Origin of the sequence: Campylobacter concisus, assembly GCF_003048405.1 — a bacterium.
GTDB lineage: Bacteria > Campylobacterota > Campylobacteria > Campylobacterales > Campylobacteraceae > Campylobacter_A > Campylobacter_A concisus_Q.
Map to the genome: position 1 here is coordinate 158937 of NZ_PIQS01000001.1, position 24637 is coordinate 183573.

The window sequence follows — 24637 nt, forward strand, 5'->3', positions numbered from 1 at the left end:
GCAAAATTCAAGCCCCTTTGTTCCTCTTTAAGTAAAAATTTCATCAATCTATGTGCAAATTTTAAATTTCATTCACTCACAAGAATTGGCTATTAAAATTTGATGAAATTTAACAAAACCACATACAGTGCAAAACATGCCACATCCACCTTTATATCTAGCTTCTACCTTTGGCATCTGAAGCATAAAATTTCTAGCTTCACTTAAAAGTACAGGCTTAAGCCCATCTACCAGAGTTTTTGGATCATAAATTCTCTCATATGAAAGTATTAAGACTCCATCATCTCTAAGTAAAAAGTGGATTATTTCTATATTTTTACTGCTAGTTTCATCTTTTATGAGAGCTAAAATTTGATCATTCTCTTCACTATAAAGCACCTCTTTAGCCTCTTTTATCTTCTTTTTTAGCTCAGCAAGCATACTTTCACTTTTTATATTTTTGTCAAATTTTACTCTAAAGCCTACGAAATGCTCATCAAAATTTTCATTTTTTAAAAAGTAAAAACTCTCATCTCTGGCTGTATTTTTCTTATAAAAAATACTTCCATCAAATTTAAAACTTTGAACCAAACTTAGCTCGTCTGCAAAGCTAAAAATTCTAAAAAACATCAAGACAAAAAATAGAAATTTACGCATAAATTTGCACTCCAAATTTTTAAAAATTTGTCGCCATTTTGCCCAAAGATCGCTTAGCTTAATCAAAAAATAAAAAAGCTTTTTATACAATCAAACATTTTTAATTTAAGGATCTTTTTGCAGTTACATCAAGCTAGCGAGCTTAGTATTCTTGTCGTTTTGGCATTTATCGTCTTTGCTTCGCCTTATATTTCTAAAATTTTACGCATTCCTGTCGCTCCTGCTGAGATAATACTTGGAGCACTAGCTAGCTACATCGGGCTTGTCGGCGAAAATGAGATGTTTAAGCTAATTAGCGAAGTTGGCTTTTTCTTTTTGATGTTTCTAGCTGGCATGGAGATCGATCTTAGGATGCTCATAAACATCGATCGTAAAATTTTGCGCCTTGGGCTCATCTATCTAACGCTCATCTACGCTCTAGCTACGGCTTTGACGCTGGGGTTTGAGCTTAGCCTGCTTTACATCATCATCATCCCGATAATGGCCGTTGGTATGATATTTACGCTATTTAAGGAGTATGGCAAGCAGCAAGAGTGGCTAAATTTAAGCATGCTAATAGCAACTATCGGTGAGCTTTTAAGCATCACGCTTCTAACATTTACCGCTGCTTACTTGCAGTTTGGAGCGAGCATAAATTTATGGCTAACGATTGGCTATTTGATCCTATTTTTGGTTATCAGCGTGCTTAGCTTTAAAATTTTGGACGTGCTTTTTTGGTGGTATCCGGGGCTTAAAGTGGTGCTTATGCCACACTATGACAAGGACGAGAAGGACATCAGGCTTTGCATAGCGGTATTTTTCACGATGATAGCTTTGATGCTATATTTAAATTTAGAGGTCGCCTTTGGTGCGTTTATCGCAGGTATGTTTATCACGACATTTTTTGATCACAAAAAGGACTTGCCGCACAAGCTTTCAAGCTTTGGATTTGGCTTTTTGGTGCCGATATTTTTCATCCACATAGGCTCTACTTTTAAGCTTTCAAGCCTAGGATCTAGCGAAGTGATAAAGGATGCTGTTTTTATATTTTTAGCGATGCTTGGCACGAGAGTTGTATCTAGTTTGCTCTTTTTGGGCAAGCTTGGCTTTAGAGGGATATTTTTATTTGCCATTTCGCAGTCTATGCCACTCACGCTTTTGATCGCAGTTGCTACTATCGCACACAAATCAGGCGAGATAAGTGACTATTCTTACTCATCTTTTATCCTAGCAAGCCTCGCACAAGCTATAATAGGAGCTATAATCATCAAAATTTTAATGCAATCAAAAAGCAAGGAGTAAAAATGTCATCAAATACAGCTACGCTAACTGATAACAGAACTGGCAAGAGTTACGAGTTTCCTATACTAAAAGGCACTATGGGGCCTGATGTGATAGACATCTCGACATTTTTTAGTGATACTGGAATGTTTACTTTTGACAGAGGTTATACTTCAACTGCGATGTGTCGCTCAGCGATAACTTATATAGACGGCTTAAAAGGCGAGCTAATGTATAGAGGTTATGATATCGCGTATTTGGCCGAAAATAAGACATTTTTAGACGTGGCATATTTACTCTTAAACAAAGAGCTTCCAACAAATGATCAGTATATAAATTTTAAAACCGAGCTTAAAAAAAGAAGCTTTATACATGAAGGCATGATGAAGCTATTTGATGCATTTCCAGACAAAGCTCACCCTATGGCGATCTTGCAAGCAGCGGTCTCAGCGCTAAGTGCCTTTTACTCAGATCACCTAAATATGGATAAACCTGAAGAGTATCACGAGATGGCTATGCGTATAATCGCTAAAATTCCAACGATCGCGGCCTTTAGCTACCGCTACTCACGAGGTCTTCCTATCATATATCCAAATTTAGATCGTGGCTTTACTGAAAATTTCCTCTACATGATGAGGGGCTATCCATACGAGCACGTCGATCTTAAACCAATCGAGATAAAAGCACTTGACACGGTCTTTATGTTGCACGCAGATCACGAGCAAAACGCTTCAACAACGACTGTTAGAACCGTTGGCTCTACGCACGCGCACCCATACGCATGTATAAGCGCAGGTATTGGAGCGCTTTGGGGCTGGGCTCACGGTGGCGCAAACGAAGGTGTCATACGTCAGCTTGAAGAGATAGGCTCGGTCGCAAACGTCGATAGATACATCGCTAGAGCAAAGGATAAAAATGATCCATTTAGGCTAATGGGCTTTGGTCACAGGGTCTATAAAAATTTTGACCCTCGCGCAAAAGTGCTTAAAAAGATGAGAGATCAGCTTATGGATGAGATAGGCATCAACTCAGAGCTTATTAAAATCGCAAACCGCATAGAAGAGATCGCGCTAAATGATGACTATTTTGTGAGTAGAAATTTATACCCAAACGTTGATTTTCACTCAGGGCTCATCCTAAAGGCACTTGGCATACCAAATAATATGTTTGCCGTCATCTTCGTCATCGGCAGGACTCCAGGCTGGATCAGCCAGTGGATCGAGCTAAAAGAGCAAGATACGATAAAGATCGTCCGCCCAAGACAGCTTTATGTTGGAGAGACAAACAGAACACCAAAATGAGCGAGCTTTTAAATTTAGCTAAAAAAGTAGCCGTTAATGCTGGAGTGCAAATAATGAAATTTTACTCCGCAGATAATACGGCTCTTAAAGTCTGCCTAAAAGATGACAGCTCGCCACTAACTAGCGCTGATCTAGCTGCAAATGAAGTGATACTAAAAGAGCTAAGCAAAAGTGGGATAAAAATTTGCTCTGAAGAGAGTATCTTGCAAGAAAGCGTTAAAGATGAGTTTTGGCTCGTAGATCCTCTTGATGGCACGAAAGAATTTCTAGCTAGAAACGGCGAATTTTGCGTTTGCATAGCGCTTATAAAAAAAGCTAGACCGGTGCTTGGCGTGATATTTATCCCAGTTAGTAAAGAGCTTTTTTATGCTGATGAGAATGGCGCTTTTAAAGAAATTTTAGATGATAATGATGAAATCATAAAGAGAGTTGATCTAAACAAAAAAGATAAAATTTTAGGCAATCTAATCTTTTCAAGCAGAAGAGGCGATGCCAAAGAGATAGAATTTATAGGGCAGAGCCTAAATTTTGAGCAAAGGTGCATCGGCTCAGCTATAAAATTTTGTCGTTTGGTTGAATTTGGCGGAGCTTATTTGAGATTTGCGCCAAGCTACCTTTGGGACAATGCAGCAGGAGAAGCACTCGTAAATTTTTGTGGCGGAAAAGTATTTGGTGCTAATAGCGGTAAAGAGATGAGCTACGAGCTTGCTGATTTAAAAAGTCCATTTTTCATAGCTCTCTCAAAAAATACACTAAATTTAAAAGATAAAATCACACAACTATATAAACAAAGTAAAACTTAAACCTTAAATTTCTTCTAGTAGATAAAGCAGACTAGCTATTTTTGCTGTGCCTAGCACGTAACTCATTATATTTGCTGCGACCTTGTCTTTTTTAAGCACTTTGCCATTTATGTCAAATATATCTTCGTTGTTCTCTTTGATAAATTTTAAGGTTTTTGCTGCGACATCTTCTAAGCTATTTTTACCATCAAGCAATAAAAGTATGTAATAATCGATATTGTTAAGCTTTCTTGAAATACTAAATTTATTAGCAAAAACAACATCGGCATTATTTTTATGATTTAAAAAATATCTTACATAATTTATTAATTTTTGGCTAAGTCTTGAATGCCCAGGCCTATACTCGATATTTTTTTGCTCATCTTTTAAAATCATTGCATCAGACGAGTTTGTTAAAATTCTTACAAAGGCGCTATAAACCATGAGCTTATCTTCTGGCAAAATTTCTAAAATCTGAGAAAGATTTATACTAGCTGGATACATCTTATAAAAGACCTCGCAAAGCCATGATATATCTTGTGGCATAGCGCCATAACTATCTTGCCACTGGTTATCTTTCTTTATAAAATCTGCCACAACGTGAATTTTATTAATATCGCTTGGACCTATTTGTTTATTTGCTATGCTCTCATAAGTTTTGCTATGGACTATTAGGCTTTGTCTAAAGACTTTGTTGCTAATCATATCCATGAATTGCTCTAGATCGATTCTGTCCTTAAACTTGTTATTTTTGTATTCATCTACTACGGCTGTGCCAACATCTGGGGTAAAAATATCATCAAGCGTATATTCACAAAGATAAGTAAGATCATTTTTGGCAAGCATGGCATTAAAATCTTTAAAATAAAATGGATCATTTGTGTATTCTAAAAACTCATGAGCTATGTAAAAGTCATCTTTTGAGAGCACATGTTCTGTTACAAAAAGAAGCATCTTAAGAGGTATCTTCCCTTCATAAATTTCTTTATCTCTTGTTAGTAAATATTCTTTATAGACTAAAAGCGCTTCTTTAGCTGCTTTTAACCTCTCTTGCATGCTCTCTTTATCTTTTGCGGCAAGTAGCATTATATCTCTTACGATATCTTTTACTTTCCAGCCAGGATAAACATTATAAGAGATAAATGCCACGCCATTTGCACTTAAATTCTCTCTTACAACTTTTAATATGGCTTCTTTGACAAAGTCAGGTACCCAGCTAAAAACACCATGAGCGATGATATAGTCAAATTTCTCATCACTTTTAAATTCGCAAATATCGCCGTGTATAAGCTCTAAATTTGTAAGCCCCATCTCTTTAACGATCTCTTGCCCACGCCTTATCTGCTCTCCACTGAGGTCTATACCAACTACTTTTGCGTTTTTATTATTCGCTGCAAATGGGATCAAATTTCCGCCAAAGCTACATCCTATCTCTAAAACTCTTGCATTTTTGCATGGCGGCGGATTTACCCCAAGAAGTGTAGCACAAGCTTCAAGCCTGTAAGGCGATGATTGTGCAAAAGCTATTGATTTATAAGTTAGTTCGTCATAAGACTTTTCGATTTTGCTATTTTGACTCATTTTAGCTCCTAGTAGTCTTTTTCTTTGAGTTTTTCTAGCATATTTTTGGCATCGTTCTCAGGATCATCCACTATATATGCGCGCCTTACCTTGCCATCTTTTATGATGAGCGTTTGTCTAAAGTAAAATTTATGGCCATTTGATGCAGAAAAAACCGGAAGTTCAAGTGCTCTCTCGAGCATAAACTCACTATCATTTAAGAACATAACTCCAGCTGAAGTTTCTTCTTGAAATTTCTTTTGAGCCGCGATATCTTGGGAGCCAACAGCCACTACCATAAAACCAAGATCGTTAAAATCTTTTAAAAATTTCTTGTAGTTTATCGCTTGTTTGGTGCAGCCCTTCATTCCCGCAGTATTTTGCAGTTGCTCGCTTAAAAGACTAAAGTCCTCGCCTATCTTTGGGTAGATAAAAATAACGCAGTCGTGCGTCCTTACAAAGGCAGAAAAATCAAATTCCTTACCGTCTAGGGTATTTAAATATATACTTGTAGGCACGTTTATCATATTTCATCCTTTAAAATTTTTACTATTATATCTCTATAAGCTTTGTCTTAAGCTTTTTTAGAATTTAAAAGATAAACTACAAAAAGGACAAAAAAGCTAATTATTAACATCAGAAGTGCATAGACATGAGCCTTGGTGTAATCAAGCATTTCAACTGCTTCAAATATCGCAATACTTGCGACCTTGCTCTCTCCAGCTACGCTACCACCTATCATTAAAACAACGCCAAACTCACCCATAGTGTGAGCAAAGCTAATGACAGTAGCTGTTAATAAATTTGATCTGATACTTGGCAAAATCACCCTAAAAATAGTCGTGAGTTTGTTTTTACCAAGACTATAGCTCGCTTCAAAAAGGCTCTTTTTTAGGCTATTTAGCCCAGCGTAAATCGGACCAAACATAAATGGTAATGAATAGATACAACTTGCCACAACAAGACCTGTGAAATTAAAAACTAGCCTAACCCCAAAAATTTCTTCGATAAATTTACCAAAGGCCGAATAAGGCGAAAGAAAAATGAGCAGATAAAAGCCAAGAACACTTGGCGGCAATACCAACGGTAGTGAGATTATCGACTCTAAAAATGATTTGCCGAAAAATTTTTTCTGCGACATAAAATATGCAAGCGTAATGCAGACAAAAAACAAAATAAAAGTAGTTATAAAAGATAGTTTTAACGAGAGCCAAAACGGCTCGTAATCGATATTTTTAAGCTCGTCTATCATGCTTTTTCCAAATTTACGCTAAATGCTTTTGTGCTAACTACCACCATATCACCTGCTTTTAGATTCATTGCTTCGTTGCTACTTAGCACAACTTCACAAATCTGACGGTTTATCAGTACATTCGCTACAAAGATCGCATCACATTTTTTTATCTCTAAAATTTTGGCATTGAAGGCAATTTTTTGAGATCCGGCAGTCTTTAAAAATATCTCACTCGCTGTGCCAGATCTTGAAATTCTACCATTTTCAAGGACAAATACTTTATTGCAAAGCTTATAAATTTCTGCGATATCATGGCTTACTAAGACGATGCTCATTTTAAATTCATCATGAAGTGCTAGTAAATAGTTTTGCAATTTCTCACGCATGGCATTATCAAGTGCGCTTAGTGGCTCATCAAGCAGTAAAATTTCAGGTCTTCTCATAACTGCACGAGCAAGTGCTACTCGTTGTTTTTGACCACCAGAAAGAGTGCTAATCTTTGCATTTTTTAGGCTTGTTAGACCGCAGATATCAAGAAGTTTGTTTGCTAGGCTTATGTCATCTTTTGCAAAGAGTAAATTTTTAAAGACATTCATATTTTCAAACAAAGCATAATCTTGAAATAAAAAGCCGATATTTCGCTTTTGCGGAGCCAAATTTATCTTATCGTCAAAGAAAATTTTATCTCCAACTTTTATAAAACCACTTTGTGGCGCTTCAAAACCGGCAATCAACCTTAAAATAGTGGTCTTTCCGCCGCCACTTGCTCCATAAAGTGCGACAAAATCGCCATTTTCAAAGCTAAGGTCTGCCTCAAGCATAAATTTGCCATCGCCGCCATTTAGCTCTTTTTTACAAGAAATTTCTATCATTTTTGAGTACTTATATGAATACTAGTAGATTTTATATAGGCAAAAACACTATCGTTTTTGTTCAAATTTAATGCTTTTAAAGCGTTATTTGAAATGATGGCTTCGAAGCTAATTTGATCGCACTTTAGACCAACAACGCTTAAAACTTCACCAAAATTTATAGCCTCTACCATGCATTTTAATTCATTTTCAAGCGAGCTAGTGTCAAGTTTATTTTTTGCCAAGACGACATCCGAGCTTTTAAAACCTAAGCCAATCTCATCATTTAAGGCAAATTTACTAGCCTCGTTTAAGACTAGCATAAATAAATTTGCCTCTAAATTTAGACCCTTTAGCTCAAATAAGCTGACATCATCTTTGGCTAAAATCCTAACGATCTTTGCTTTTATCATTTAGCAGGAACGTTATAGCCAAATTTCTTAAAAATTTCTCTTGATTTATCACCCAAGATAAACTCATAAAATGCCTTCGCATCAGCATTATTTTCAGCACGTTTTAAGAGTACGATGCCTTGATCGATCGGAGTGTATAGCTCTTGTGGAACAAGGATGTAATTAACGCCCTCTTTGTATTTTGACATTTTATCATCAAAAAGTGCACTAGCAGCGATAAAACCTACGTCAGAAGCACTTAACGCCTGAGATAGAGTCTCAGAAATTTTTTGAGCATAAACGATATTTTTTTCTACTTCGTCATAAAGTTTTGCATTTTTGAGTGCTTCTATGCTGGCCTTACCGTATGGTGCTGTTTGTGGATTTGCAATAGAAATCGCCTTTAAACCACGAACAACTTCGATGCCTTTTTTAAAATCAACATCTCTAATAGAAAAAATAGCCACAGCACCTTGTGCGTAAACTTTTGGAGCAGCTACTGCAAAGCCTGTATCATAAGCTTTTTGTGCAAAGCCCATATCAGCAGCCATGAATATATCAGCTGGAGCTGAGTTTTGGATCTGTGTAACAAGACCGCCACTTGCACCAAGAGTTAGATTGATCTTTGTATTTGGATGAAGCTTATTAAACTCTTTTATAAGCTCTGGAAATGCGTATGTTGTGTTTGCTGCTGCATATACATTTACTTCAGCACTAAGTGCGTTTATGGCAAGCAAAGCTGCTACACATAAAAATTTAAAAACTTTTTTCATTTAAACTCCTATAATGATTTGAGATGATTTTACTATTGCTAAAAGTGTATCGCCAACACCTATTTTCATCTGGATAGCACTATCTTTTGTGATGATGGCAGTTAAAGTCTGTTCATCACTTAGTTTTAAAGTGATTTCAGCATTTACAGCACCTATCTTTGCTTCGATCACTTCGCCTTTTAATTGATTTTTTGTGCTTATTTTTATATCTAGATCCTTGGCCAAAATGACAGCTGGGGCCTTAAAAATATAAATAACCTTTTGTCCAACTTTTAGGCCTAAATTTTTCTCACTTTCAACCGTGATGTTTGACTCAAGCGTGTAGCCATTACTTAGTTTTGCAACTATTTGAGAATTTACCGCACCACGATCTATACTTACAATCTCGCATGAGAGCTGATTTCTAGCACTTAAGTTCATATTCATTCTTTGAAGATTTACAATATCTACATCCTCAAAATCTACTTTTTGACAAATTTTTTGTAAAAAGTCCTTTTGAGTCTCAAGAATGGCATCATAAATTTTTATCAGTTTATCGGCATACTCGCTTAGCTCGGAGCCACTATTTTTCTTATTTCCATCAGCTCTAATAATAAGTGGCTTGCTACTTTTGTTATTTATCGTATCAAGACAGTCCCAAGCATTTTTATATGATATACCAACCAATTCCGCTGCTTTTGTGATACTTTTTGTCTCTTTTATGGCCTTTAATAATGTAATATGTTTAGCTAAAACCTGTGTATCTTCGCCTAAAAATAGTTCTAAATTTATATCTGCTTTCAAAATTTTTACCTTTACTATATTAGAGAATAATTTGTGAAGTATATCTAATTATATTAATCCTTAAGCTTAAAGATTTAAGTCGATTTATAAATTTCTCTTAATTTCTTGTAAAGTTTTTAAAAGATAAAATCAAGCTACATTTTATAAATAAAAATAAGGCTTAGTATGAAATTTTTGCTTTCTATCTTTTTTAGTTTGTTTTTAGCCTGTGCTAATACGGACATAAATACGAATAGCGAAAGCGATGAATTTGATGTTGAATTTGAAGCAAAAAAAGATGTTTTTGACCCGCTTAGTGGCTACAATAGAATTATGACACATGCAAATGACTTTATCTATGTAAATATGCTAACTCCGGTGGCAAAAGGCTATGCCTATGTTGTGCCAAAAACAGCTAGAACAATGGTTTCAAATTTCTTTGACAATCTGCTTTTTCCAGTGCGCTTTGTAAATAACTTACTTCAGTTTAAATTTCAAAATGCTGGCGAAGAGACATTAAGATTTTTAGCAAATACGATAATAGGCTTTGGCGGACTAACAGACGGAGCAAAATACTACAACCTCAAGCCTCACGATGAAGATTTTGGACAAACGCTTGGATATTGGGGGCTTGGTAGCGGTTTTCATATAGTTTGGCCACTTATTGGACCATCAAATTTAAGAGATACTGGTGGCATGGTCGGAGATTATTTTGCTGATCCTATTAGCTACGTTGATCCTATACTTTTATCAACTGGTATCAAGTCATATAGAGCGTTTAATAACTTTTCACAAGATCCAACTGCTTATGAAAAACTAAGAAAAGATGCTATTGATCTTTATCCATTTTTACGCGATGCTTACGAGCAAAGACGCGACAAGCTTATCAAGGAGTAAATATGAAAATTTTAAAAATTTTAACTATGATTTTACTTTTTACAACTAGCCTTTTTGCTATTTCGAAAGAGCAGATCAAGCCTGAAGTAGAGATGAAAACAACAAAGGTTATTGAAATTTTAAAAGATACAAATTTAGACAATAACGCAAAGACAAAAGAAATTTTTGCTCTTCTTGATCCATTTTTTGACTATAAACAAATGGCAAAGATAAGCCTTGGCAAACGCTACAACAGCTTAAGTAGCGACGAGCAAGCTAAATTTGACGCAGCATTTGAGCAAAAACTAAAAAGCTCATACATAGATAAACTTTTAGGCTACAAAGACCAACAGATCCACATCACTGGAGAAAGTGAGCCTCAGAAAAATAGATACTGGCTCACATCTGAGCTTATAAATGATGGCAAGAGCTACGAATTTGTCTATAAATTTTATGATGCAAAAGAGCGTGGTTGGCTCATTTACGATCTTGATATCGTTGGTGTAAGCATCATTCAAACATACAGAAGCCAGTTTGGCGATGTGCTAAATAACGCTGATTTCAATACTCTTTTACAAAAGCTAAATGAAGCTGTTTTGCCTGATCAAAATAAAACTAACCCTTAATGCGACAAATTTTTAAATTTATCATTGCTAAAAACAAGCTTATTATTGCTCTGATTTTAGCTTTAAGCGTAGTTTTTGGCTATCTTAGCACCAAGCTTAGCGTTGATGCGTCAGCTGAAACGCTACTACTTGAGCACGACCCTGACTTAAAAGCTTATAGAGAGATAGCCAAACGCTACGACTCACCCGGATTTTTAGTGGTTGCTTTTACACCAAAAGATGATCTTTTTTCACCTAAAAATTTAGAACTTATCAAAAATTTAGGTGATGAACTAGCTAAAAACGATATGGTAAATAGCGTCATCTCTATAATAAATATTCCGCTTTTAAATAGTGTAAAAGGCGGGATTACTGGTATCTTAGATCATACTCCAACGCTGCAAGATAAAGATATAAATATTTCAAAAGCGAAGCTCGAGTTTGCCAAAAGTCCGATTTACAGCGGAAATTTGATAAGCAAAGATCTAAAAACCACAGCAATTGCTCTAAATTTAAAACAAGATGAGAAATTTAATGAGCTTGTAAATGAAAGAAATTTACTTAGCCAAAAAGAGTCAAACGGCACTATCACACAAGCTGAGCGACTTAAGCTAGAGGCTCTTGCCTATGAGTTTAAAGCCTACCGAGATGAGCTTAGAAAGAGCGATCACGAAAACCTTGAGGCTATAAAAGCAACCATAGCTAAATTTAACGCAAATGACGAGCTATTCTTAGGCGGTGCAAATATGATCGCCGATGATATGATAGGCTTTATAAAGAGCGATCTTTTGGTCTATGGCCTAAGCGTACTTGCTCTTCTTAGCTTTAGTTTGTGGCTATTTTTCAGGCAGGTTAGATGGATAGTTTTGCCGATGTTTATATGTGCCGTAAGTGCCATTTTTACGACCGGAATTTTTGGTATATTTGACTGGGAAGTGACGGTCATTAGCTCAAACTACATCGCACTTCAACTCATCATTACTATTTCAACTGTGATTCATCTTGTCGTTAGCTATAGAGAATTTTACGCAAAGCATCCAAAATATAGCCAAAATCAGCTAATTTATCTAACGCTTCGTGATAAATTCTCTCCATCTTTTTGGGCGATATTTACCACGGTTATTGGCTTTAGCTCGCTTATGAGTGCTGACATAAAGCCAGTTATCATGCTTGGCATTATGATGAGCACTGGCATTAGCGTTTCGCTTGTGCTTGCATTTTTGCTATTTGGCGCGATAAATGTAAATTTAAACAAATTAGCTCCCATTAGAACCTTTGAAAATAGCTTTAAATTTACAAAATACTGTGCAAATTTAGCACTAAACTCAAGAAAGGTCATCTATGTAGTTTGCGCTCTAGTTGTCTGCTTTGGTGTTTATGGTATCAGCAAGATAAAGGTTGAAAATAGCTTTATAGGCTACTTTAAAGAAAGCACAGAAATTCGCCAAGGAATGCAAGTCATTGATACCAAGCTTGGCGGCACGATACCAGTTGATGTGATAGTGAAATTTAAAGAGCAAAAACAAGAAAAAAATGCCGAGCAAGATGAGTTTGAAAATGAGTTTGAAAGCAACGCTAAGGATGCAAAATACTGGTTTAATAGCTATCACACAAGGGTTGCTGAGAAGATTCACGACTATTTAAAAGAGCAAAAATTTGTCGGACATGTAAGCTCGCTAGCAACCCTTATAAAAGCCATAAAAGAGCTAAATAACGGTGCGAGTGATGATTTTTTATTAGCTGCGATGTATGAGAAATTACCACAAAATTATAAAAATATCTTATTAAGTCCTTATGTAAGCGTTGAAGATGATGAGCTTAGATTTAGTATAAGGATCGTCGATAGCGACTCCGAGCTTAGACGAAATTTATTTCTAAAAGAGCTTAGAGAAGGGCTAGCACAGCTTACTAAAAATGACAATGTAAGCATAGAAGTGGCCGGCATGATGGTGCTTTATAATAATATGCTTCAAAATTTACTTAGCTCACAAGTTGATACTTTTGGACTAACTGTCGCTATACTTTTTGTCATATTTTGCTTTATTTTTAGAAGCATAAAGCTAGCAACCATTGCGATAGTTTCAAATTTAATCCCGCTTTGCACGCTCTTTGGCGTGATGGGATTTTTTGGTATTCCGCTTGATGTGATGAGTATCACGATCGCAGCCATTAGCATTGGTATCGGTGTTGATGATATCATTCACTATATCCACCGCTTTAAAGAAGAAATGCTTACAAAAAGTGTTTTTGAGAGCATTAAAGTCGCACACGCAAGCATCGGATATGCGATGTATTACACATCATTCACTATTTTTCTTGGTTTTAGTGTGATGATAACCAGTAACTTTATCCCGACCATATATTTTGGCTTACTAACCGATCTTGTTATGGTATTTATGCTTCTTGGCGCACTAATCATCTTACCAAGCCTCATTGCAAGCTTTGTAAAAAAGCGCGATATTTAAGCTAAATTTATTTGATAACTTTGATGAATGAGTAGACATCGGCCACGCCATCAATATGCTTAGCGTACCAAATAGCATGTTTTTCTTGCTCAATGCTATCAACTACGCCGCTAAATACAACATCACAGCCAACGATACTAACACGCACATTTGTGCCCTCAACTATACTATCTTTAAAAAGATTTTGCTTTAAGTTTGCAAGAATTTTTAGACTATCGCACGGATATTCTGGCTTTTTGATACGAAGATAGGTATAAATTTTTCGCACACCATCTGTACTTTTGGCCAGTTCTACCAGCTTATCTTCAAGCTCTTTACTATCAACAAGTCCGATCAGATAAGCATCTCCGTAAAAAACCTCTATCTCGATATCGATATTACTAAGACCTTTTGAAAATAAAATTTTGCTTTGCAATTTGCTTTGTATAAATTTATCTCTTGTGATCGAGTAAATACCACGTTTATCGCGTGAAATAGAGTATGCATCATATACATTTAGCGGCGCAGTTGCTGGAGAAAGAACCGAAGAGCAAGAGCAAAAAAATAGAGTTAAAAATACAAAAACGCTAAATTTTAAAATCAGAAATCCTTTTGTAATTTCAAAAAGTTTATAGAAAATGGGCTAAAATTTATCTAAATCTGCTAAAATAACGCGCACGGAGGATAAAGTAATCTGGTGATGCTCACGGGCTTCAAACCCGATGACTGGGCGGTTGACCGTCTGGTGGGGAGTTCGATTCTCTCATCCTCTCGCCACTCACTTTAAATTTTACTTTTATCAAGCAAATTTATAATCCCAAACAAAATAAAGCTTAATACAACCAAAACAAGGCTTAAAATCAGCGCTTCATCACTTTTACCATCGTATACGGCATTATAAATGGCAAGAGAGATAGTGTCTGTTTTGCCTATGATATTACCACCCAAAATTAGTGTTATTCCAACCTCGCCAAGCCCACGCGAGATCGCTAAAATAAAAGCCGTCGCTACGCTTTTTGCAACACATGGAAAGAGCACGAAAATAGCTGTTTGAAATTTATCTTTTCCAAGGCTATATGCTGCTTCGCTTAGGCTTTTTGAAAGTGAGCCAAGAGCAGAAGCGACAGGCTTTACAAATAGTGGCAACGAAGCTATAAAAGCAGCTAAAACAAGGGCCTTAAAGCTAAAAATAATTTCTAAATTTAAAGCCTTACCGAAGATGCCATTTTTGCCAAGCAGATAAAGCAGTAAAAATCCAGTCGCAATGGGCGGAAAGATGAGTGGAAAAGTTACGATCATCTCTAAAACGGCTCTAAGTTTACCTTTATAAAAGGCCAAAAGATAAGCTAAAGCTAGCCCAAAAACGACGAGCAAAGCCCCTTGGCACAAAATGACCTTTATGCTTAAAATCAGAGGATCAAACAGCCAAGAGAGCTCTTGCAAATTTAGCCTTATCTTATGCCAAATTTAGTGTAAATTTCTTTTGATCTCTCGCTTTTTAGCTCATTTAAGAATTTCTCACAATCAGCCTTTTTATCGCATCCTTCAAGCTTCGCAGCTACAATGTTTGCTGGAGCGTAAAGCGATTTGTCTATCAAGATAAAACTACCAAAATCGTCTTTATGTGCATTTAGTTCGGTCTGATTAATAAATCCAGCATCAACTTCGCCGTTTAATACATAAGTAACGACTTGTGGCACGCCGGCAACCGCTAAAATTTTATCCTTTAGCTCGCCACTTAAATTTGCTTTTTGCATAAATTCATTCGCTCTTTTGCCATAAACCGTCTTTGTTGCATCTGGCATAGCGATCTTGGAAAGTGCTTTTAGCTCTTCAACTTTTTCTATTTTTACACCTTTTTTAGTAGCCAGCACCAAGGCACCTGAGCCTAAATTTACATACTCAGCGATCTTTAGATCAGACTTTTTCAAAAAGTCCTCATCGCCCACGATCACGTCAGTTTTGCCCTCTTTTGCCTGAGCCATGATAGCTGTGATGTTCGCAAAAGAAGTGTCGATATTTACGCCATCTTTTTTGAGATTTTGCGCGACTGCCTCAACTATCTTTTTATATCCGCCACCAGCACTTACTAGCAAATTTTCATTGCCAAATGCAAAAATTGCGACCATTAAAAGTAAGAACTTTTTCATATTTTTCCTTTAAAAGTAAAATTTCAAGATTTTATAAAATATACTCTTATACATTCTTAAAATATATTTTTATAATTTTCACTTTTCTACCAAAATGCTATAATCACGCTAAAAAAAGGACAAATATGAACGAACTTGAGCTAAAGATGCAAGGCAAGATAAAAAGGCTAACAGACAAGACCTTTAAGCTAGATCCAAGGATCGGCGAGGGCTACTTTACTGCGAAATATTTTCTAAAAGTAAATGAGATAATTAAGCAAAATTTGTCAAATCAGCACGTGACGATGCAGTTTTTCCAAAGGCGCGATGATATCGTGCTTTGTGGCATTGACGAGGTTTTAGCCGTCATCAATAAATTTGCCAAAGACCCAAGGGAGCTTGAAATTTATGCGCTTAATGATGGCGATATCATAAACGCAAACGAGCCAGTTTTAAAAATAAGCGGCAAGTATGAAAATTTTGGCTTTTTAGAAAATGTGATCGATGCGACGCTTACTAGAAGAAGCTGCGTGGCGACAAACTCAAGAGATGTGATAAGAGCGGCAAATGGCAAGGACGTCTTTAGCATGGCAGACAGGCAAGATGACATCTACACGCAACCAGGTGACGGCTATGCTTCATTTATCGGCGGCATCAAAAAGGTCGCCACAGATGCTCAGGGCGAGCTTACTGGGCTAAAAGGTGGTGGCACCATGCCTCATGCACTCATTCAAATGTGCGGTGGAGATATAGTAAAAGCTTCAGAAATTTATGCTAAGACCTTTGAAAATGAGAAGATCACGGCATTGGTTGATTATAACAACGATGTGATAACGGACGCCTTAAAGGCTGCAAATGCCCTAAAAGAGAGGCTTGGCGCGGTTAGAGTGGATACTAGTAAAAATTTAATTGATAAGTATTTTGAAGGCAAAGATACGAGCAAATTTGACCCGCATGGCGTTTGCAAGGAGCTTATATTTGCTCTAAGAGAGGCGCTTGATAAAGCTGGTTTTAAATACGTCAAAATCGTCGTTAGCTCAGGATTTAGTCCTAAGATTATAGAAGATTTTGAAGCTTATAACACGCCGGTTGATACTTATGGCGTGGGAAGCTATCTTGTTAAAAATGATATTTGTGGCTTTACAGGCGATCTAGTCGAGCTAAACGGCAAAAATGAGGCTAAATTTGGCAGAAAAAATTTCGCTTCAGATAGACTAAAGAGAGTTAAGTTTTAAGAGAAAAGATGAAATTTATAAAAATTTTAATGTTTCTAGCGCTTTTTCTAACCGTTTGCACCGCCGCAAACTACGCTAATGCCTTTGAAAAGGTTGGTATCTTTGAAGACGGAGTTTATCGATTTAGTGAAAATGGACTCGGAGCGAACAAAGACCTGCTTATAAAGGTGATCTCAGTACAAAACTTGGACAGCTCCCGCAAAAAGATTATCTCCATGCTAAATATCCCTAAAAAATCTAAAATCACGGACTTTAAAACAAGCGATGCTGGCGTAATAGTATGGCCATTTTACGAGTTTGATGGCAAATTTATAACGACAATAATCGTTGAAAATATAAAAAAAGAAGATAGCGATCAAAAACTGCTTAAGATGCTTGAGCTTAAGCATCCATTTTACTCAACGATCTTAGCTCGAAGAAAAGGGGCTAAAGACGCCATAGACGTAAAATACATGCTAAATTTCAAAGAGGCAAAGCTGGTAAAATCGTTTCAGAGCCGCCCTTAAAACTTTATTTTAAATAAATTTCATTAAAATGGCGTAATCAAAAAAAGGATCATCTTTGCATAATCTAAAAACCATAAACGTCGCTCACTCGCCGGACGCTGACGATATTTTCATGTATGCCGCGGTCAAATTTGGCTGGGTTAGCAGTAAAAATTTAGCCTTCACATCAAAGGCGCTTGATATCGAAACGCTAAACGAAGAGGCGCTAAAAGGCACTTATGAGGCCACAGCGATCAGCTTTGCACTCTATCCAAAAATTTGCGACGAGTATGCGCTTTTACGCTGCGCGGTGAGCTTTGGCAATGGATATGGCCCAAAGCTTATCAAGCTAAAAAATAAGCAGCTAAAGCGAAATTTCAAGGTCGCGCTCTCTGGCAAAAACACGACAAATGCCCTGCTCTTTCGTATCGCCTATCCAGAAGCAAGGATAGTTTATAAAAATTTCCTTGAGATCGAAAATGCTGTGCTTAGCGGCGAAGTCGATGCTGGCGTACTAATACATGAAAGCATCTTAAATTTCTCAGGCGAGCTCTGTGTCGAGCGTGAAATTTGGGATATCTGGAGTGAACTAAACGGCGAAAATTTACCGCTCCCACTTGGTGGCATGGCACTTAGACGAAGCCTACCGATAACTGACGCGATCGAATGCGAGAGGGTGCTTAGCGAGGCCGTTAGGATCGCCACTTCTCACAAGCCATTTTTATCTCACATGCTAATGGAGCGAAACCTCATCAGAGTTGGCAAAGACGAGCTAAAAACATATCTAAATTTATACGCAAATGACGAGTCTATAAGCATGAACGAAACTCAGTTAAAAGCGCTAAATAAGCTCTATCAAATAGGCTACGATAAAGGTTTTTTTGAAAAGCCGATCGACGTAAACGACTACCTTATACCTACTGAATATAACGAAGTAAGGTTTAGCTAATGCAAAGCACGCTTGTCTCACTTGGAGTTGAAACATTTAAGATCGCCCTTTACATTAGCCTTCCGATGCTGTTAAGCGGCCTAATAGCAGGTCTTATCATCTCCATTTTTCAAGCGACTACGCAGATAAATGAAACCACGCTAAGCTTTGTGCCAAAAATTTTGCTAGTCGTCGTTGTTATCATATTTTTGATGCCTTGGATGATCTCTATGATGGTTGAGTTTACCACTCGCATGTTTGATTTTATACCGGAATTTATCCAGTGACGAGGCTCGTTGACTTTTCTAAATTTACCTCGGTTAGGATAGGCGGCGTGCATGAAATTTTTGAGGTTACAAGTCTTGAAGATCTAAGCTCACCTCACTTTTCAGGCTCTGTGATGATAGGCGGGGGCAACAACTTGCTTGTCTCGCCAAATCCCCCAAAAATGGCGATGCTTGGCAAGAGCTTTGACTACATAAATTTAGAAATTTGTGATGAAAAAATTTGCCTTGAGATAGGTGCTGCGACAAAATCAGCCAAAATTTATAACTTCTGCAAGCAAAACAACATAGCTAGCCTTGAGTTTTTAAAAAATATCCCAGGCACGCTTGGCGGACTTATCAAGATGAACGCTGGACTGCTTAAATTTAGCATAAGCGACAACCTCACGCATGTGCGTCTGGCTCGTGGCTGGGTAAGCAAAGATGAGATAAGCTTTAGCTACCGTCACAGCAGCATAGATGAGGCCATTTTGGGGGCTAAATTTAAGCTTCAAAGCGGCTTTGACGCAAGCATCTCTGAAGCCATAAGCGCAAAAAGGGCAAATCAACCAAAAGGAGCTAGCTTTGGCAGCTGTTTTGTAAATCCAGATGGGCACTTTGCAGGGGCATTGATTGAAGCAGTGGGGCTAAAGGGACACGTGATCGGCGGAGCGAAATTTAGCGAAGAGCACGCAAATTTCTTGATAAATTTTAACCACGCAAGCTTTGAAGACGCCACAAATCTTATAAATTTAGCAAAGGCTAGGGTTTTAGAGAAATTTGGCGTAGAGCTTAAGACTGAAGTTTGCATTTTATAAGGATGATGATGAGTGAGTTTTTAGCAGAAGTTTTAACACTTTCTATTTTGTTTATTATGATTGGTTTTTATGCCGTTTATAGGGCTAAAAAGGCACAAAGCGAGCATGAGAAAAATGTGGCTAGTTATGATAAAAATCTGCTAAATTTCGCCAAAATTTTAGGTGTTCAAAATCACATAGACCTAGTTAAATTTGATGAAATTTTGGCTGAAGCCTTAAAAGAAAAACTAATTTTTAAATTTAATAAATCCACCTCACAAGAAGAATTTATATCTTTTATAAAAGATGAAAATTTTAAAAATAAGCCCCAAATTTCACAAAATCATATCGATGAAGCTTTTTTAAACCTTTGTGCAAGCTCGCTTGTAGAGCCACTAAAGCTTGCGATACTAAAAAATGAAGATCAAATTTATGGATTTTTATTTGAAAAAGAGCAGCTTTTTGCCCTTATTGATAGCGCTGCACTGCTTGGCGAAAATATTATAATTTGCGAGTAAATCAAGTAAAATTCATCTCTTTTTAGATAAAATCAAGCCAAATTTCAACTATAAGGTAAAAAATGGCAAAAGAAAAAGATAGTGACAAAAAAATAGCTATCCCAGAGAGCGAAGCGGACAAGAAAAAGGCGCTCGAGCTTGCGCTAAAGCAGATCGATAAAGCTTTTGGCAAAGGCACGCTTTTAAGACTTGGCGACAAAGAGGTTGAGGCTATCGAGTCGATACCGACTGGCTCGCTTGGACTTGATCTGGCTCTTGGCATAGGTGGCGTTCCAAAAGGCAGGATCATCGAGATCTACGGACCAGAGAGCTCTGGTAAGACCACGCTCACGCTTCACATCATCGCCGAAGCGCAAAAAGCTGGCGGAATTTGTGCATTTGTCGATGCAGAGCACGCACTAGACGTAAAATACGCTTCAAATTTAGGCGTAAATACCGACAACCTTTACGTCTCTCAGCCAGACTTTGGCGAACAGGCACTTGAGATCGTTGAGACGCTTGCAAGAAGCGGTGCGATCGATCTTATCGTAGTTGATAGCGTCGCTGCACTTACTCCAAAGAGTGAGATAGACGGCGATATGGGCGATCAGCACGTTGGCTTGCAAGCAAGGCTTATGAGTCAGGCGCTTAGAAAGCTAACTGGAATTTTAAGTAAGATGAAGACAACTGTTATCTTCATCAACCAAATTCGCATGAAGATCGGTATGATGGGATATGGTACGCCAGAGACCACAACTGGCGGTAATGCACTTAAATTTTACTCATCAGTAAGAATAGACGTAAGAAAGATAGCCACACTTAAACAAAATGACGAGCCTATCGGCAACCGCACAAAAGCAAAAGTTGTTAAAAACAAGGTCGCGCCTCCGTTTAAAGTGGCTGAATTTGACATCATGTTTGGCGAGGGTGTGAGCAAAGAGGGCGAGATCATCGACTATGGCGTAAAGCTCGACATCATCGACAAATCAGGCGCGTGGTTTAGCTACAAGGCCGAAAAACTAGGCCAAGGCAGAGAAAACGCCAAAGCCTATCTAAAAGAGCACCCAGAAATTTCTGATGAGATAGTAGCAGCGATAAAAGGCTCAATGGGGATCGATCACCTAATAAGCAGCGGCGCAAAAGACGAAGACGACGACACAAACGAAGCAGGAGATGAATAATGGTATTTATTGAAGATGTAGAAGCTCACGAGGTTTTAGACAGTAGAGGCAACCCAACAGTTCGTGCGACAGTTAGACTAAGCGACGGAACCGAGGCAAGCGCGATCGTACCAAGTGGCGCAAGCACAGGTAAGCGTGAAGCACTCGAGCTTCGTGACAAAGACGAGAGATATGCTGGCAAAGGCGTTTTAAAAGCCGTTTCAAATGTAAATGAAAAGATCGCAGAGGCTATTATCGGCCTTGATGCCTACAATCAAAAAGCAGTCGATGAAGAGATGCTTGAGCTTGATAGCACACACAACTACTCAAATTTAGGCGCAAACGCAGTTCTTGGAGTATCTATGGCAGTGGCTCGCGCAGCTGCAAAGAGCCTAAATATCCCACTCTACCGCTACCTTGGCGGTGCAAACGCTAGTATCTTGCCGGTGCCGATGTTTAACATCATAAACGGCGGCGCGCACGCAAACAACAGCGTTGATTTTCAAGAATTTATGATCATGCCATTTGGCTTTAGCACATTTAGCGACGCGCTAAGGGCTGCAACTGAAATTTACCACAAGCTAAAATCTATCCTAAACGCCGCAGGACACAGCACGGCTGTCGGCGACGAGGGCGGCTTTGCTCCAAATTTAAAAGACAACGAAGAGCCACTAAAGCTCATCTCACAAGCTGTAAAAGAGGCTGGATATGAGCTAGGCAGCCAGATAAAGCTAGCCCTTGACGTCGCTTCAAGTGAGCTTTACAAAGACGGCAAATACGAGCTTGAAGGCAAGAAATTTAGCAGCGACGAGCTCATTAGCTACTACGAAAAACTTTGTGAAAAATATCCGATATTTTCTATCGAAGATGGCCTTAGCGAGGATGACTGGAGTGGTTGGGCTGAGCTTACAAAAAGGCTTGGCAGCAAAGTGCAGCTAGTAGGCGACGATCTTTTTGTCACAAATGAGAAAATTTTACGCGAAGGTATCGAGAAAAAGATCGCAAATGCAATATTAATTAAGCCAAATCAAATAGGCTCAGTCACACAAACCATGCAAACTGTCCGCCTTGCTCAAAGAAACGGATATCGCTGCATAATGAGCCACAGAAGCGGTGAGAGCGAAGATGCATTCATCGCTGACTTTGCAGTCGCACTAAATACTGGCGAGATAAAGACAGGTGCCACTTCAAGAAGCGAGCGCAACGCGAAATATAACCGCTTGCTCGAGATCGAGCTTGAGGCTGGAGAGTTTTTGGGGGATAATATTTGAGCGAAATTTTAGACGAATATGGCAACACCGATGGCATATTTCATAAAATTTTAAAATACATTAGACCGACATTACGCTACGTCATAGCCACCATTTGTGTGGCTATGTTTGCTTTTTATGTAGGCAATATGATGTTTGGCAAACGCTCACTTGATGTTATGTTAAGCCTTCAGAGCAAAAAAGAGAGGCTTAGCGAGGACGTGGAAATTTTAAAAAAAATGAACGCGCGTCTACAAAAAGATTATTTTGAATTACAAGGCCTTGAGCCAGACTTTAATAAAAAGTAGGAATGATGAAAAAATTTTGGTTAGTTTTATCTATATTTGCAGCAAGCGTCTTTGCTAGAGAGAACCCATTTATGCCTATTAGCGAGCTAAATACAAGCGTTATGACAACAAATATCATAGAAAAATTTGATAGCTTTGATTCTCTTTCGTTTAAATTTCCAAGCGATGCGGCACTCTTACTAGATGTCACCATAAGATATAGAGCAAATGACGGTACCATAAAGGAAAAAAGACTAGCCGATATAAATAAAACTATCGATTACAGCGATGAATTTGCTTTAAATAAGGTAAAAAATCCAGAACCAGTCGTGGCAAAAAAGCTAGATGTTTCGGTCACAATGGCAAATATGCCTAGCCAAAAAGTAAGCACTCCCGTGATAATAGAAAAAAATGAAACTAAAATTTCAAATAAAGATAGAAACAAAACTTCAGATATGCCAACTCCAAATGTTGTAGTGATCGATCTTAGCACAGACAAAACAAAAGAAACTACCATAAAGCCTGAACACAAGGTAGTCGAGATAAAGATCGAGCCTAGTGCAAAGCCAGTTGATAGTGTAAAAAATGGAAAAGATGTTAAATTTCTAGGTTTTATAAGCTTTCTAGCCAACGACAAAGAGCTAAAAATCGCTACAAAAGCTAAGAATTTAAAGCATTTTGCTTATGAGAAAAATAAGATTGTTCTTGACTTTGCAAGGCCGCCAAGAAGTTTTAAAACTAAGAGCTTAAAACTTGAAAATGAATATTTTAAAAATGTGATCATAGGCTGGCATGATAGATATTTCAGAGTGGTTTTAGAACTTGATAAGATGCATAAATATAAGCTTGAAGCCACTGAAAATGGATATGCGCTTAAGCTTTTATAGTTGAATTTTAAAAAGAGTAGATTTTATAAAATTTCAAATATAATACTTTTCAAAATAAAAATTTAAGGCTATTGGTTTGAAATATCCACTTGATTGTAAAGATAATTTTGAAAACTCATTCATATTTTGGCTCACTCGCTATGTCAAATTTAAGCTAAGCTCACTTTCGAATAAAGAGCTTAGAGATCCAAAAGCACTTGCAAGTGTGAATTACGCTCTAAGCCGCGAAGTAAAGAATATTGATCAGCTTGATGGCTTGGTAAAAAGCGCAAGAAATGCAGGACTTACTGGCATAAATACCTACTTTAATCCACTTAAAAAAATATATGAAACGATGAAATTTTACGAGCTTAGCAGCCTAAAGCAGATCGATGAAGAGCTACTAAGCGAAATACTAGCTAGCACGACTGGCGGGCTAAGCGACGCTAGTAAGAAAAATTACCGCATCTCAGTAATAAATTTCTTTGCGTTTTTAGACAAACAAAACGAAGAGGATGGCAAGGCCCATGTTTTTGATATAAATTTAAAAAACTGGGGCGGAGTGAGCGGTAACAAAGGGCAAAAGCTGCCTGAGTTTATGGGTGAAGATGAGGTCAAGAAATTTCTAGATGCGATCGAACAAAGCGACTTTAAGCAAAACTCAAATCGCAATAAGCTCATAATAAAAACGATAATTTTTACTGGCATTCGCGTAAGCGAGGCCCTAAACTTAAAACGAAAAGACATCACTGAAGATGGCGATCTTTTTATCATTAGGATTCGGGGCAAAGGCAACAAATATCGCATCGTTATGATAAAACGCCACCTAATCGAAGCTCATCTAAACGCAATCGCGATAAACTACATCAACAAAGAAGGCTATCTTTTCATCAATAAAAAAGGCACCAGGCTTACGCAGGCTTATGTTAGCCGCATAGTTGAGCAAATTTTATTTAAAGCTGGCATCAGAAAAGAGAAAAATGGTGCCCACATGCTGCGCCACACCTTTGCAACGATGCTTTACAAAAAGCAAAAGGACCTTGTTTTGGTGCAAGAAGCTCTAGGTCATGCAAGCTTAAATACCTCACGAATTTACACTCACTTTGATAGCGACAAGCTAAAACTCGCTGCAAAAGTAGCTGAGGATTTAGCAAACTAGAGCGCTTAAAACCAAAGCAAACTAGCAATACTAAATTTAACTCATGTAAAATTTAAAACATTAAATTTAACTATGAAACCCTATAAATATATGAGGAAATTTTAG

Annotated in this window: 28 protein-coding genes and 1 tRNA gene; 18 read left to right on the forward strand and 11 right to left on the reverse strand. The window is 37.6% G+C overall.

Going from position 1 to position 24637, the window contains the following annotated elements; all coding sequences use genetic code 11:
* Positions 1–72 precede the first annotated feature (72 nt).
* Positions 73–702 carry a hypothetical protein gene (locus CVT18_RS00810; protein ID WP_180999688.1) on the reverse strand — a complete coding sequence of 210 codons (630 nt, stop codon included), beginning with the start codon at positions 700–702 and terminating at the stop codon, positions 73–75.
* A gap of 51 nt (positions 703–753) precedes the next feature.
* On the opposite strand from CVT18_RS00810, the gene CVT18_RS00815 reads away from it, so the two are divergent.
* Genes CVT18_RS00815 through CVT18_RS00825 form a run of 3 tightly spaced genes read left to right on the forward strand, consistent with a single transcriptional unit; the run spans position 754 to position 4000 of the window.
* Positions 754–1917 (forward strand): cation:proton antiporter, encoded by a 1164-nt coding sequence (locus CVT18_RS00815; RefSeq protein WP_107824105.1) that lies wholly within the window; start codon positions 754–756, stop codon positions 1915–1917.
* Between the two features lie 2 nt (positions 1918–1919).
* Complete coding sequence (locus CVT18_RS00820; RefSeq protein WP_084109619.1) at positions 1920–3197, forward strand: citrate synthase; 1278 nt, start codon at positions 1920–1922, stop codon at positions 3195–3197.
* Entirely contained in the window at positions 3194–4000 is an 807-nt protein-coding gene (locus tag CVT18_RS00825) for a 3'(2'),5'-bisphosphate nucleotidase CysQ (RefSeq protein ID WP_103629275.1), read from the forward strand. The genes CVT18_RS00820 and CVT18_RS00825 overlap by 4 nt, the downstream gene beginning before the upstream one ends.
* Before the next feature lie 3 nt (positions 4001–4003).
* Here CVT18_RS00825 and CVT18_RS00830 read toward each other — a convergent pair whose 3' ends face one another.
* The 7 genes from CVT18_RS00830 to CVT18_RS00860 are packed head-to-tail and all read right to left on the reverse strand — an operon-like array spanning position 4004 to position 9572.
* Positions 4004–5560: a class I SAM-dependent methyltransferase gene (locus CVT18_RS00830; RefSeq protein WP_107824106.1), complete on the reverse strand. Its 1557-nt coding sequence runs from the start codon at positions 5558–5560 to the stop codon at positions 4004–4006.
* An 8-nt stretch (positions 5561–5568) separates the two neighbouring features.
* Positions 5569–6066 (reverse strand): redoxin family protein, encoded by a 498-nt coding sequence (locus CVT18_RS00835; RefSeq protein WP_103629273.1) that lies wholly within the window; start codon positions 6064–6066, stop codon positions 5569–5571.
* 47 nt (positions 6067–6113) lie between these two features.
* Positions 6114–6791, reverse strand: coding sequence for a molybdate ABC transporter permease subunit (gene modB / locus CVT18_RS00840; RefSeq protein ID WP_107824107.1), 678 nt, complete (start codon positions 6789–6791; stop codon positions 6114–6116).
* Entirely contained in the window at positions 6788–7645 is an 858-nt protein-coding gene (locus CVT18_RS00845) for a sulfate/molybdate ABC transporter ATP-binding protein (protein ID WP_107824108.1), read from the reverse strand. The genes modB and CVT18_RS00845 overlap by 4 nt, the downstream gene beginning before the upstream one ends.
* Positions 7642–8037 (reverse strand): TOBE domain-containing protein, encoded by a 396-nt coding sequence (locus tag CVT18_RS00850; RefSeq protein WP_103579444.1) that lies wholly within the window; start codon positions 8035–8037, stop codon positions 7642–7644. The genes CVT18_RS00845 and CVT18_RS00850 overlap by 4 nt, the downstream gene beginning before the upstream one ends.
* Positions 8034–8789 carry a molybdate ABC transporter substrate-binding protein gene (modA, locus tag CVT18_RS00855; protein ID WP_103579443.1) on the reverse strand — a complete coding sequence of 252 codons (756 nt, stop codon included), beginning with the start codon at positions 8787–8789 and terminating at the stop codon, positions 8034–8036. The genes CVT18_RS00850 and modA (CVT18_RS00855) overlap by 4 nt, the downstream gene beginning before the upstream one ends.
* Complete coding sequence (locus tag CVT18_RS00860; protein WP_103579442.1) at positions 8790–9572, reverse strand: TOBE domain-containing protein; 783 nt, start codon at positions 9570–9572, stop codon at positions 8790–8792.
* A 165-nt stretch (positions 9573–9737) separates the two neighbouring features.
* Between CVT18_RS00860 and CVT18_RS00865 the strand changes: the two genes are divergently transcribed.
* The 3 genes from CVT18_RS00865 to CVT18_RS00875 are packed head-to-tail and all read left to right on the forward strand — an operon-like array spanning position 9738 to position 13497.
* Positions 9738–10448 carry a VacJ family lipoprotein gene (locus tag CVT18_RS00865; protein ID WP_107824109.1) on the forward strand — a complete coding sequence of 237 codons (711 nt, stop codon included), beginning with the start codon at positions 9738–9740 and terminating at the stop codon, positions 10446–10448.
* Positions 10449–10450: 2 nt separating this feature from the next.
* A complete protein-coding gene (locus CVT18_RS00870; protein WP_087580771.1) occupies positions 10451–11053 on the forward strand; it encodes an ABC transporter substrate-binding protein in 603 nt (200 codons plus the stop codon).
* Complete coding sequence (locus CVT18_RS00875; protein ID WP_107824110.1) at positions 11053–13497, forward strand: efflux RND transporter permease subunit; 2445 nt, start codon at positions 11053–11055, stop codon at positions 13495–13497. The genes CVT18_RS00870 and CVT18_RS00875 overlap by 1 nt, the downstream gene beginning before the upstream one ends.
* Positions 13498–13504: 7 nt before the next feature.
* Here the strand turns inward: CVT18_RS00875 and CVT18_RS00880 are convergent, their stop codons facing one another.
* Complete coding sequence (locus CVT18_RS00880) at positions 13505–14080, reverse strand: BON domain-containing protein (protein WP_103579438.1); 576 nt, start codon at positions 14078–14080, stop codon at positions 13505–13507.
* Between the two features lie 75 nt (positions 14081–14155).
* On the opposite strand from CVT18_RS00880, the gene CVT18_RS10155 reads away from it, so the two are divergent.
* Positions 14156–14253, forward strand: a tRNA-Sec gene (locus CVT18_RS10155).
* 6 nt (positions 14254–14259) lie between these two features.
* On the opposite strand, the gene CVT18_RS00885 is transcribed toward CVT18_RS10155, so the two are convergent.
* Both CVT18_RS00885 and modA (CVT18_RS00890) read right to left on the reverse strand, forming a co-directional pair.
* Positions 14260–14919, reverse strand: a complete 660-nt coding sequence (locus tag CVT18_RS00885; protein ID WP_103579437.1) for a molybdate ABC transporter permease subunit — start codon at positions 14917–14919, stop codon at positions 14260–14262.
* A gap of 8 nt (positions 14920–14927) precedes the next feature.
* Positions 14928–15626 (reverse strand): molybdate ABC transporter substrate-binding protein, encoded by a 699-nt coding sequence (modA, locus tag CVT18_RS00890; RefSeq protein ID WP_103579436.1) that lies wholly within the window; start codon positions 15624–15626, stop codon positions 14928–14930.
* Positions 15627–15751: 125 nt separating this feature from the next.
* Between modA (CVT18_RS00890) and CVT18_RS00895 the strand changes: the two genes are divergently transcribed.
* The 11 genes from CVT18_RS00895 (at position 15752) to CVT18_RS00945 (ending at position 24532) form a co-directional block, all read left to right on the forward strand.
* On the forward strand, positions 15752–16840 hold the full coding sequence (locus CVT18_RS00895) for a nicotinate phosphoribosyltransferase (protein ID WP_103579435.1): 1089 nt from the start codon (positions 15752–15754) through the stop codon (positions 16838–16840).
* A gap of 8 nt (positions 16841–16848) precedes the next feature.
* Complete coding sequence (locus CVT18_RS00900) at positions 16849–17346, forward strand: chemotaxis protein (RefSeq protein WP_103579434.1); 498 nt, start codon at positions 16849–16851, stop codon at positions 17344–17346.
* A 112-nt stretch (positions 17347–17458) separates the two neighbouring features.
* Positions 17459–18274: an MqnA/MqnD/SBP family protein gene (locus CVT18_RS00905; protein ID WP_234410281.1), complete on the forward strand. Its 816-nt coding sequence runs from the start codon at positions 17459–17461 to the stop codon at positions 18272–18274.
* Positions 18274–18540 carry a flagellar biosynthesis protein FliQ gene (gene fliQ / locus CVT18_RS00910; protein ID WP_085658662.1) on the forward strand — a complete coding sequence of 89 codons (267 nt, stop codon included), beginning with the start codon at positions 18274–18276 and terminating at the stop codon, positions 18538–18540. Before CVT18_RS00905 ends, fliQ begins: the two co-directional genes overlap by 1 nt.
* Entirely contained in the window at positions 18537–19334 is a 798-nt protein-coding gene (locus CVT18_RS00915; protein ID WP_103579432.1) for a UDP-N-acetylmuramate dehydrogenase, read from the forward strand. Before fliQ ends, CVT18_RS00915 begins: the two co-directional genes overlap by 4 nt.
* An 8-nt stretch (positions 19335–19342) precedes the next feature.
* On the forward strand, positions 19343–19831 hold the full coding sequence (locus CVT18_RS00920; RefSeq protein ID WP_107824112.1) for an addiction module antitoxin: 489 nt from the start codon (positions 19343–19345) through the stop codon (positions 19829–19831).
* Between the two features lie 62 nt (positions 19832–19893).
* Complete coding sequence (gene recA / locus CVT18_RS00925) at positions 19894–20991, forward strand: recombinase RecA (RefSeq protein WP_002940852.1); 1098 nt, start codon at positions 19894–19896, stop codon at positions 20989–20991.
* Complete coding sequence (eno, locus tag CVT18_RS00930) at positions 20991–22241, forward strand: phosphopyruvate hydratase (protein WP_107824113.1); 1251 nt, start codon at positions 20991–20993, stop codon at positions 22239–22241. The genes recA and eno overlap by 1 nt, the downstream gene beginning before the upstream one ends.
* 104 nt (positions 22242–22345) lie before the next feature.
* Entirely contained in the window at positions 22346–22528 is a 183-nt protein-coding gene (locus tag CVT18_RS10715; protein WP_180378667.1) for a hypothetical protein, read from the forward strand.
* A 5-nt stretch (positions 22529–22533) separates the two neighbouring features.
* Positions 22534–23394 carry an AMIN domain-containing protein gene (locus CVT18_RS00940; protein ID WP_107824114.1) on the forward strand — a complete coding sequence of 287 codons (861 nt, stop codon included), beginning with the start codon at positions 22534–22536 and terminating at the stop codon, positions 23392–23394.
* A gap of 76 nt (positions 23395–23470) precedes the next feature.
* Complete coding sequence (locus tag CVT18_RS00945) at positions 23471–24532, forward strand: tyrosine-type recombinase/integrase (RefSeq protein ID WP_107824115.1); 1062 nt, start codon at positions 23471–23473, stop codon at positions 24530–24532.
* The last annotated feature ends 105 nt before the right edge of the window (positions 24533–24637 follow it).

Coding starts and splice junctions, on each gene's coding strand:
- CVT18_RS00820 (WP_084109619.1), top strand. CDS start 1,920: ATGTCATCAAATACAGCTACGCTAACTGATAACAGAACTGGCAAGAGT.
- CVT18_RS00825 (WP_103629275.1), top strand. CDS start 3,194: ATGAGCGAGCTTTTAAATTTAGCTAAAAAAGTAGCCGTTAATGCTGGA.
- CVT18_RS00830 (WP_107824106.1), bottom strand. CDS start 5,560: ATGAGTCAAAATAGCAAAATCGAAAAGTCTTATGACGAACTAACTTAT.
- CVT18_RS00835 (WP_103629273.1), bottom strand. CDS start 6,066: ATGATAAACGTGCCTACAAGTATATATTTAAATACCCTAGACGGTAAG.
- modB (WP_107824107.1), bottom strand. CDS start 6,791: ATGATAGACGAGCTTAAAAATATCGATTACGAGCCGTTTTGGCTCTCG.
- CVT18_RS00845 (WP_107824108.1), bottom strand. CDS start 7,645: ATGATAGAAATTTCTTGTAAAAAAGAGCTAAATGGCGGCGATGGCAAA.
- CVT18_RS00850 (WP_103579444.1), bottom strand. CDS start 8,037: ATGATAAAAGCAAAGATCGTTAGGATTTTAGCCAAAGATGATGTCAGC.
- modA (WP_103579443.1), bottom strand. CDS start 8,789: ATGAAAAAAGTTTTTAAATTTTTATGTGTAGCAGCTTTGCTTGCCATA.
- CVT18_RS00865 (WP_107824109.1), top strand. CDS start 9,738: ATGAAATTTTTGCTTTCTATCTTTTTTAGTTTGTTTTTAGCCTGTGCT.
- CVT18_RS00870 (WP_087580771.1), top strand. CDS start 10,451: ATGAAAATTTTAAAAATTTTAACTATGATTTTACTTTTTACAACTAGC.
- CVT18_RS00875 (WP_107824110.1), top strand. CDS start 11,053: ATGCGACAAATTTTTAAATTTATCATTGCTAAAAACAAGCTTATTATT.
- modA (WP_103579436.1), bottom strand. CDS start 15,626: ATGAAAAAGTTCTTACTTTTAATGGTCGCAATTTTTGCATTTGGCAAT.
- CVT18_RS00895 (WP_103579435.1), top strand. CDS start 15,752: ATGAACGAACTTGAGCTAAAGATGCAAGGCAAGATAAAAAGGCTAACA.
- CVT18_RS00900 (WP_103579434.1), top strand. CDS start 16,849: ATGAAATTTATAAAAATTTTAATGTTTCTAGCGCTTTTTCTAACCGTT.
- CVT18_RS00905 (WP_234410281.1), top strand. CDS start 17,459: ATGTATGCCGCGGTCAAATTTGGCTGGGTTAGCAGTAAAAATTTAGCC.
- fliQ (WP_085658662.1), top strand. CDS start 18,274: ATGCAAAGCACGCTTGTCTCACTTGGAGTTGAAACATTTAAGATCGCC.
- CVT18_RS00920 (WP_107824112.1), top strand. CDS start 19,343: ATGAGTGAGTTTTTAGCAGAAGTTTTAACACTTTCTATTTTGTTTATT.
- recA (WP_002940852.1), top strand. CDS start 19,894: ATGGCAAAAGAAAAAGATAGTGACAAAAAAATAGCTATCCCAGAGAGC.
- eno (WP_107824113.1), top strand. CDS start 20,991: ATGGTATTTATTGAAGATGTAGAAGCTCACGAGGTTTTAGACAGTAGA.
- CVT18_RS10715 (WP_180378667.1), top strand. CDS start 22,346: ATGTTTGCTTTTTATGTAGGCAATATGATGTTTGGCAAACGCTCACTT.
- CVT18_RS00940 (WP_107824114.1), top strand. CDS start 22,534: ATGAAAAAATTTTGGTTAGTTTTATCTATATTTGCAGCAAGCGTCTTT.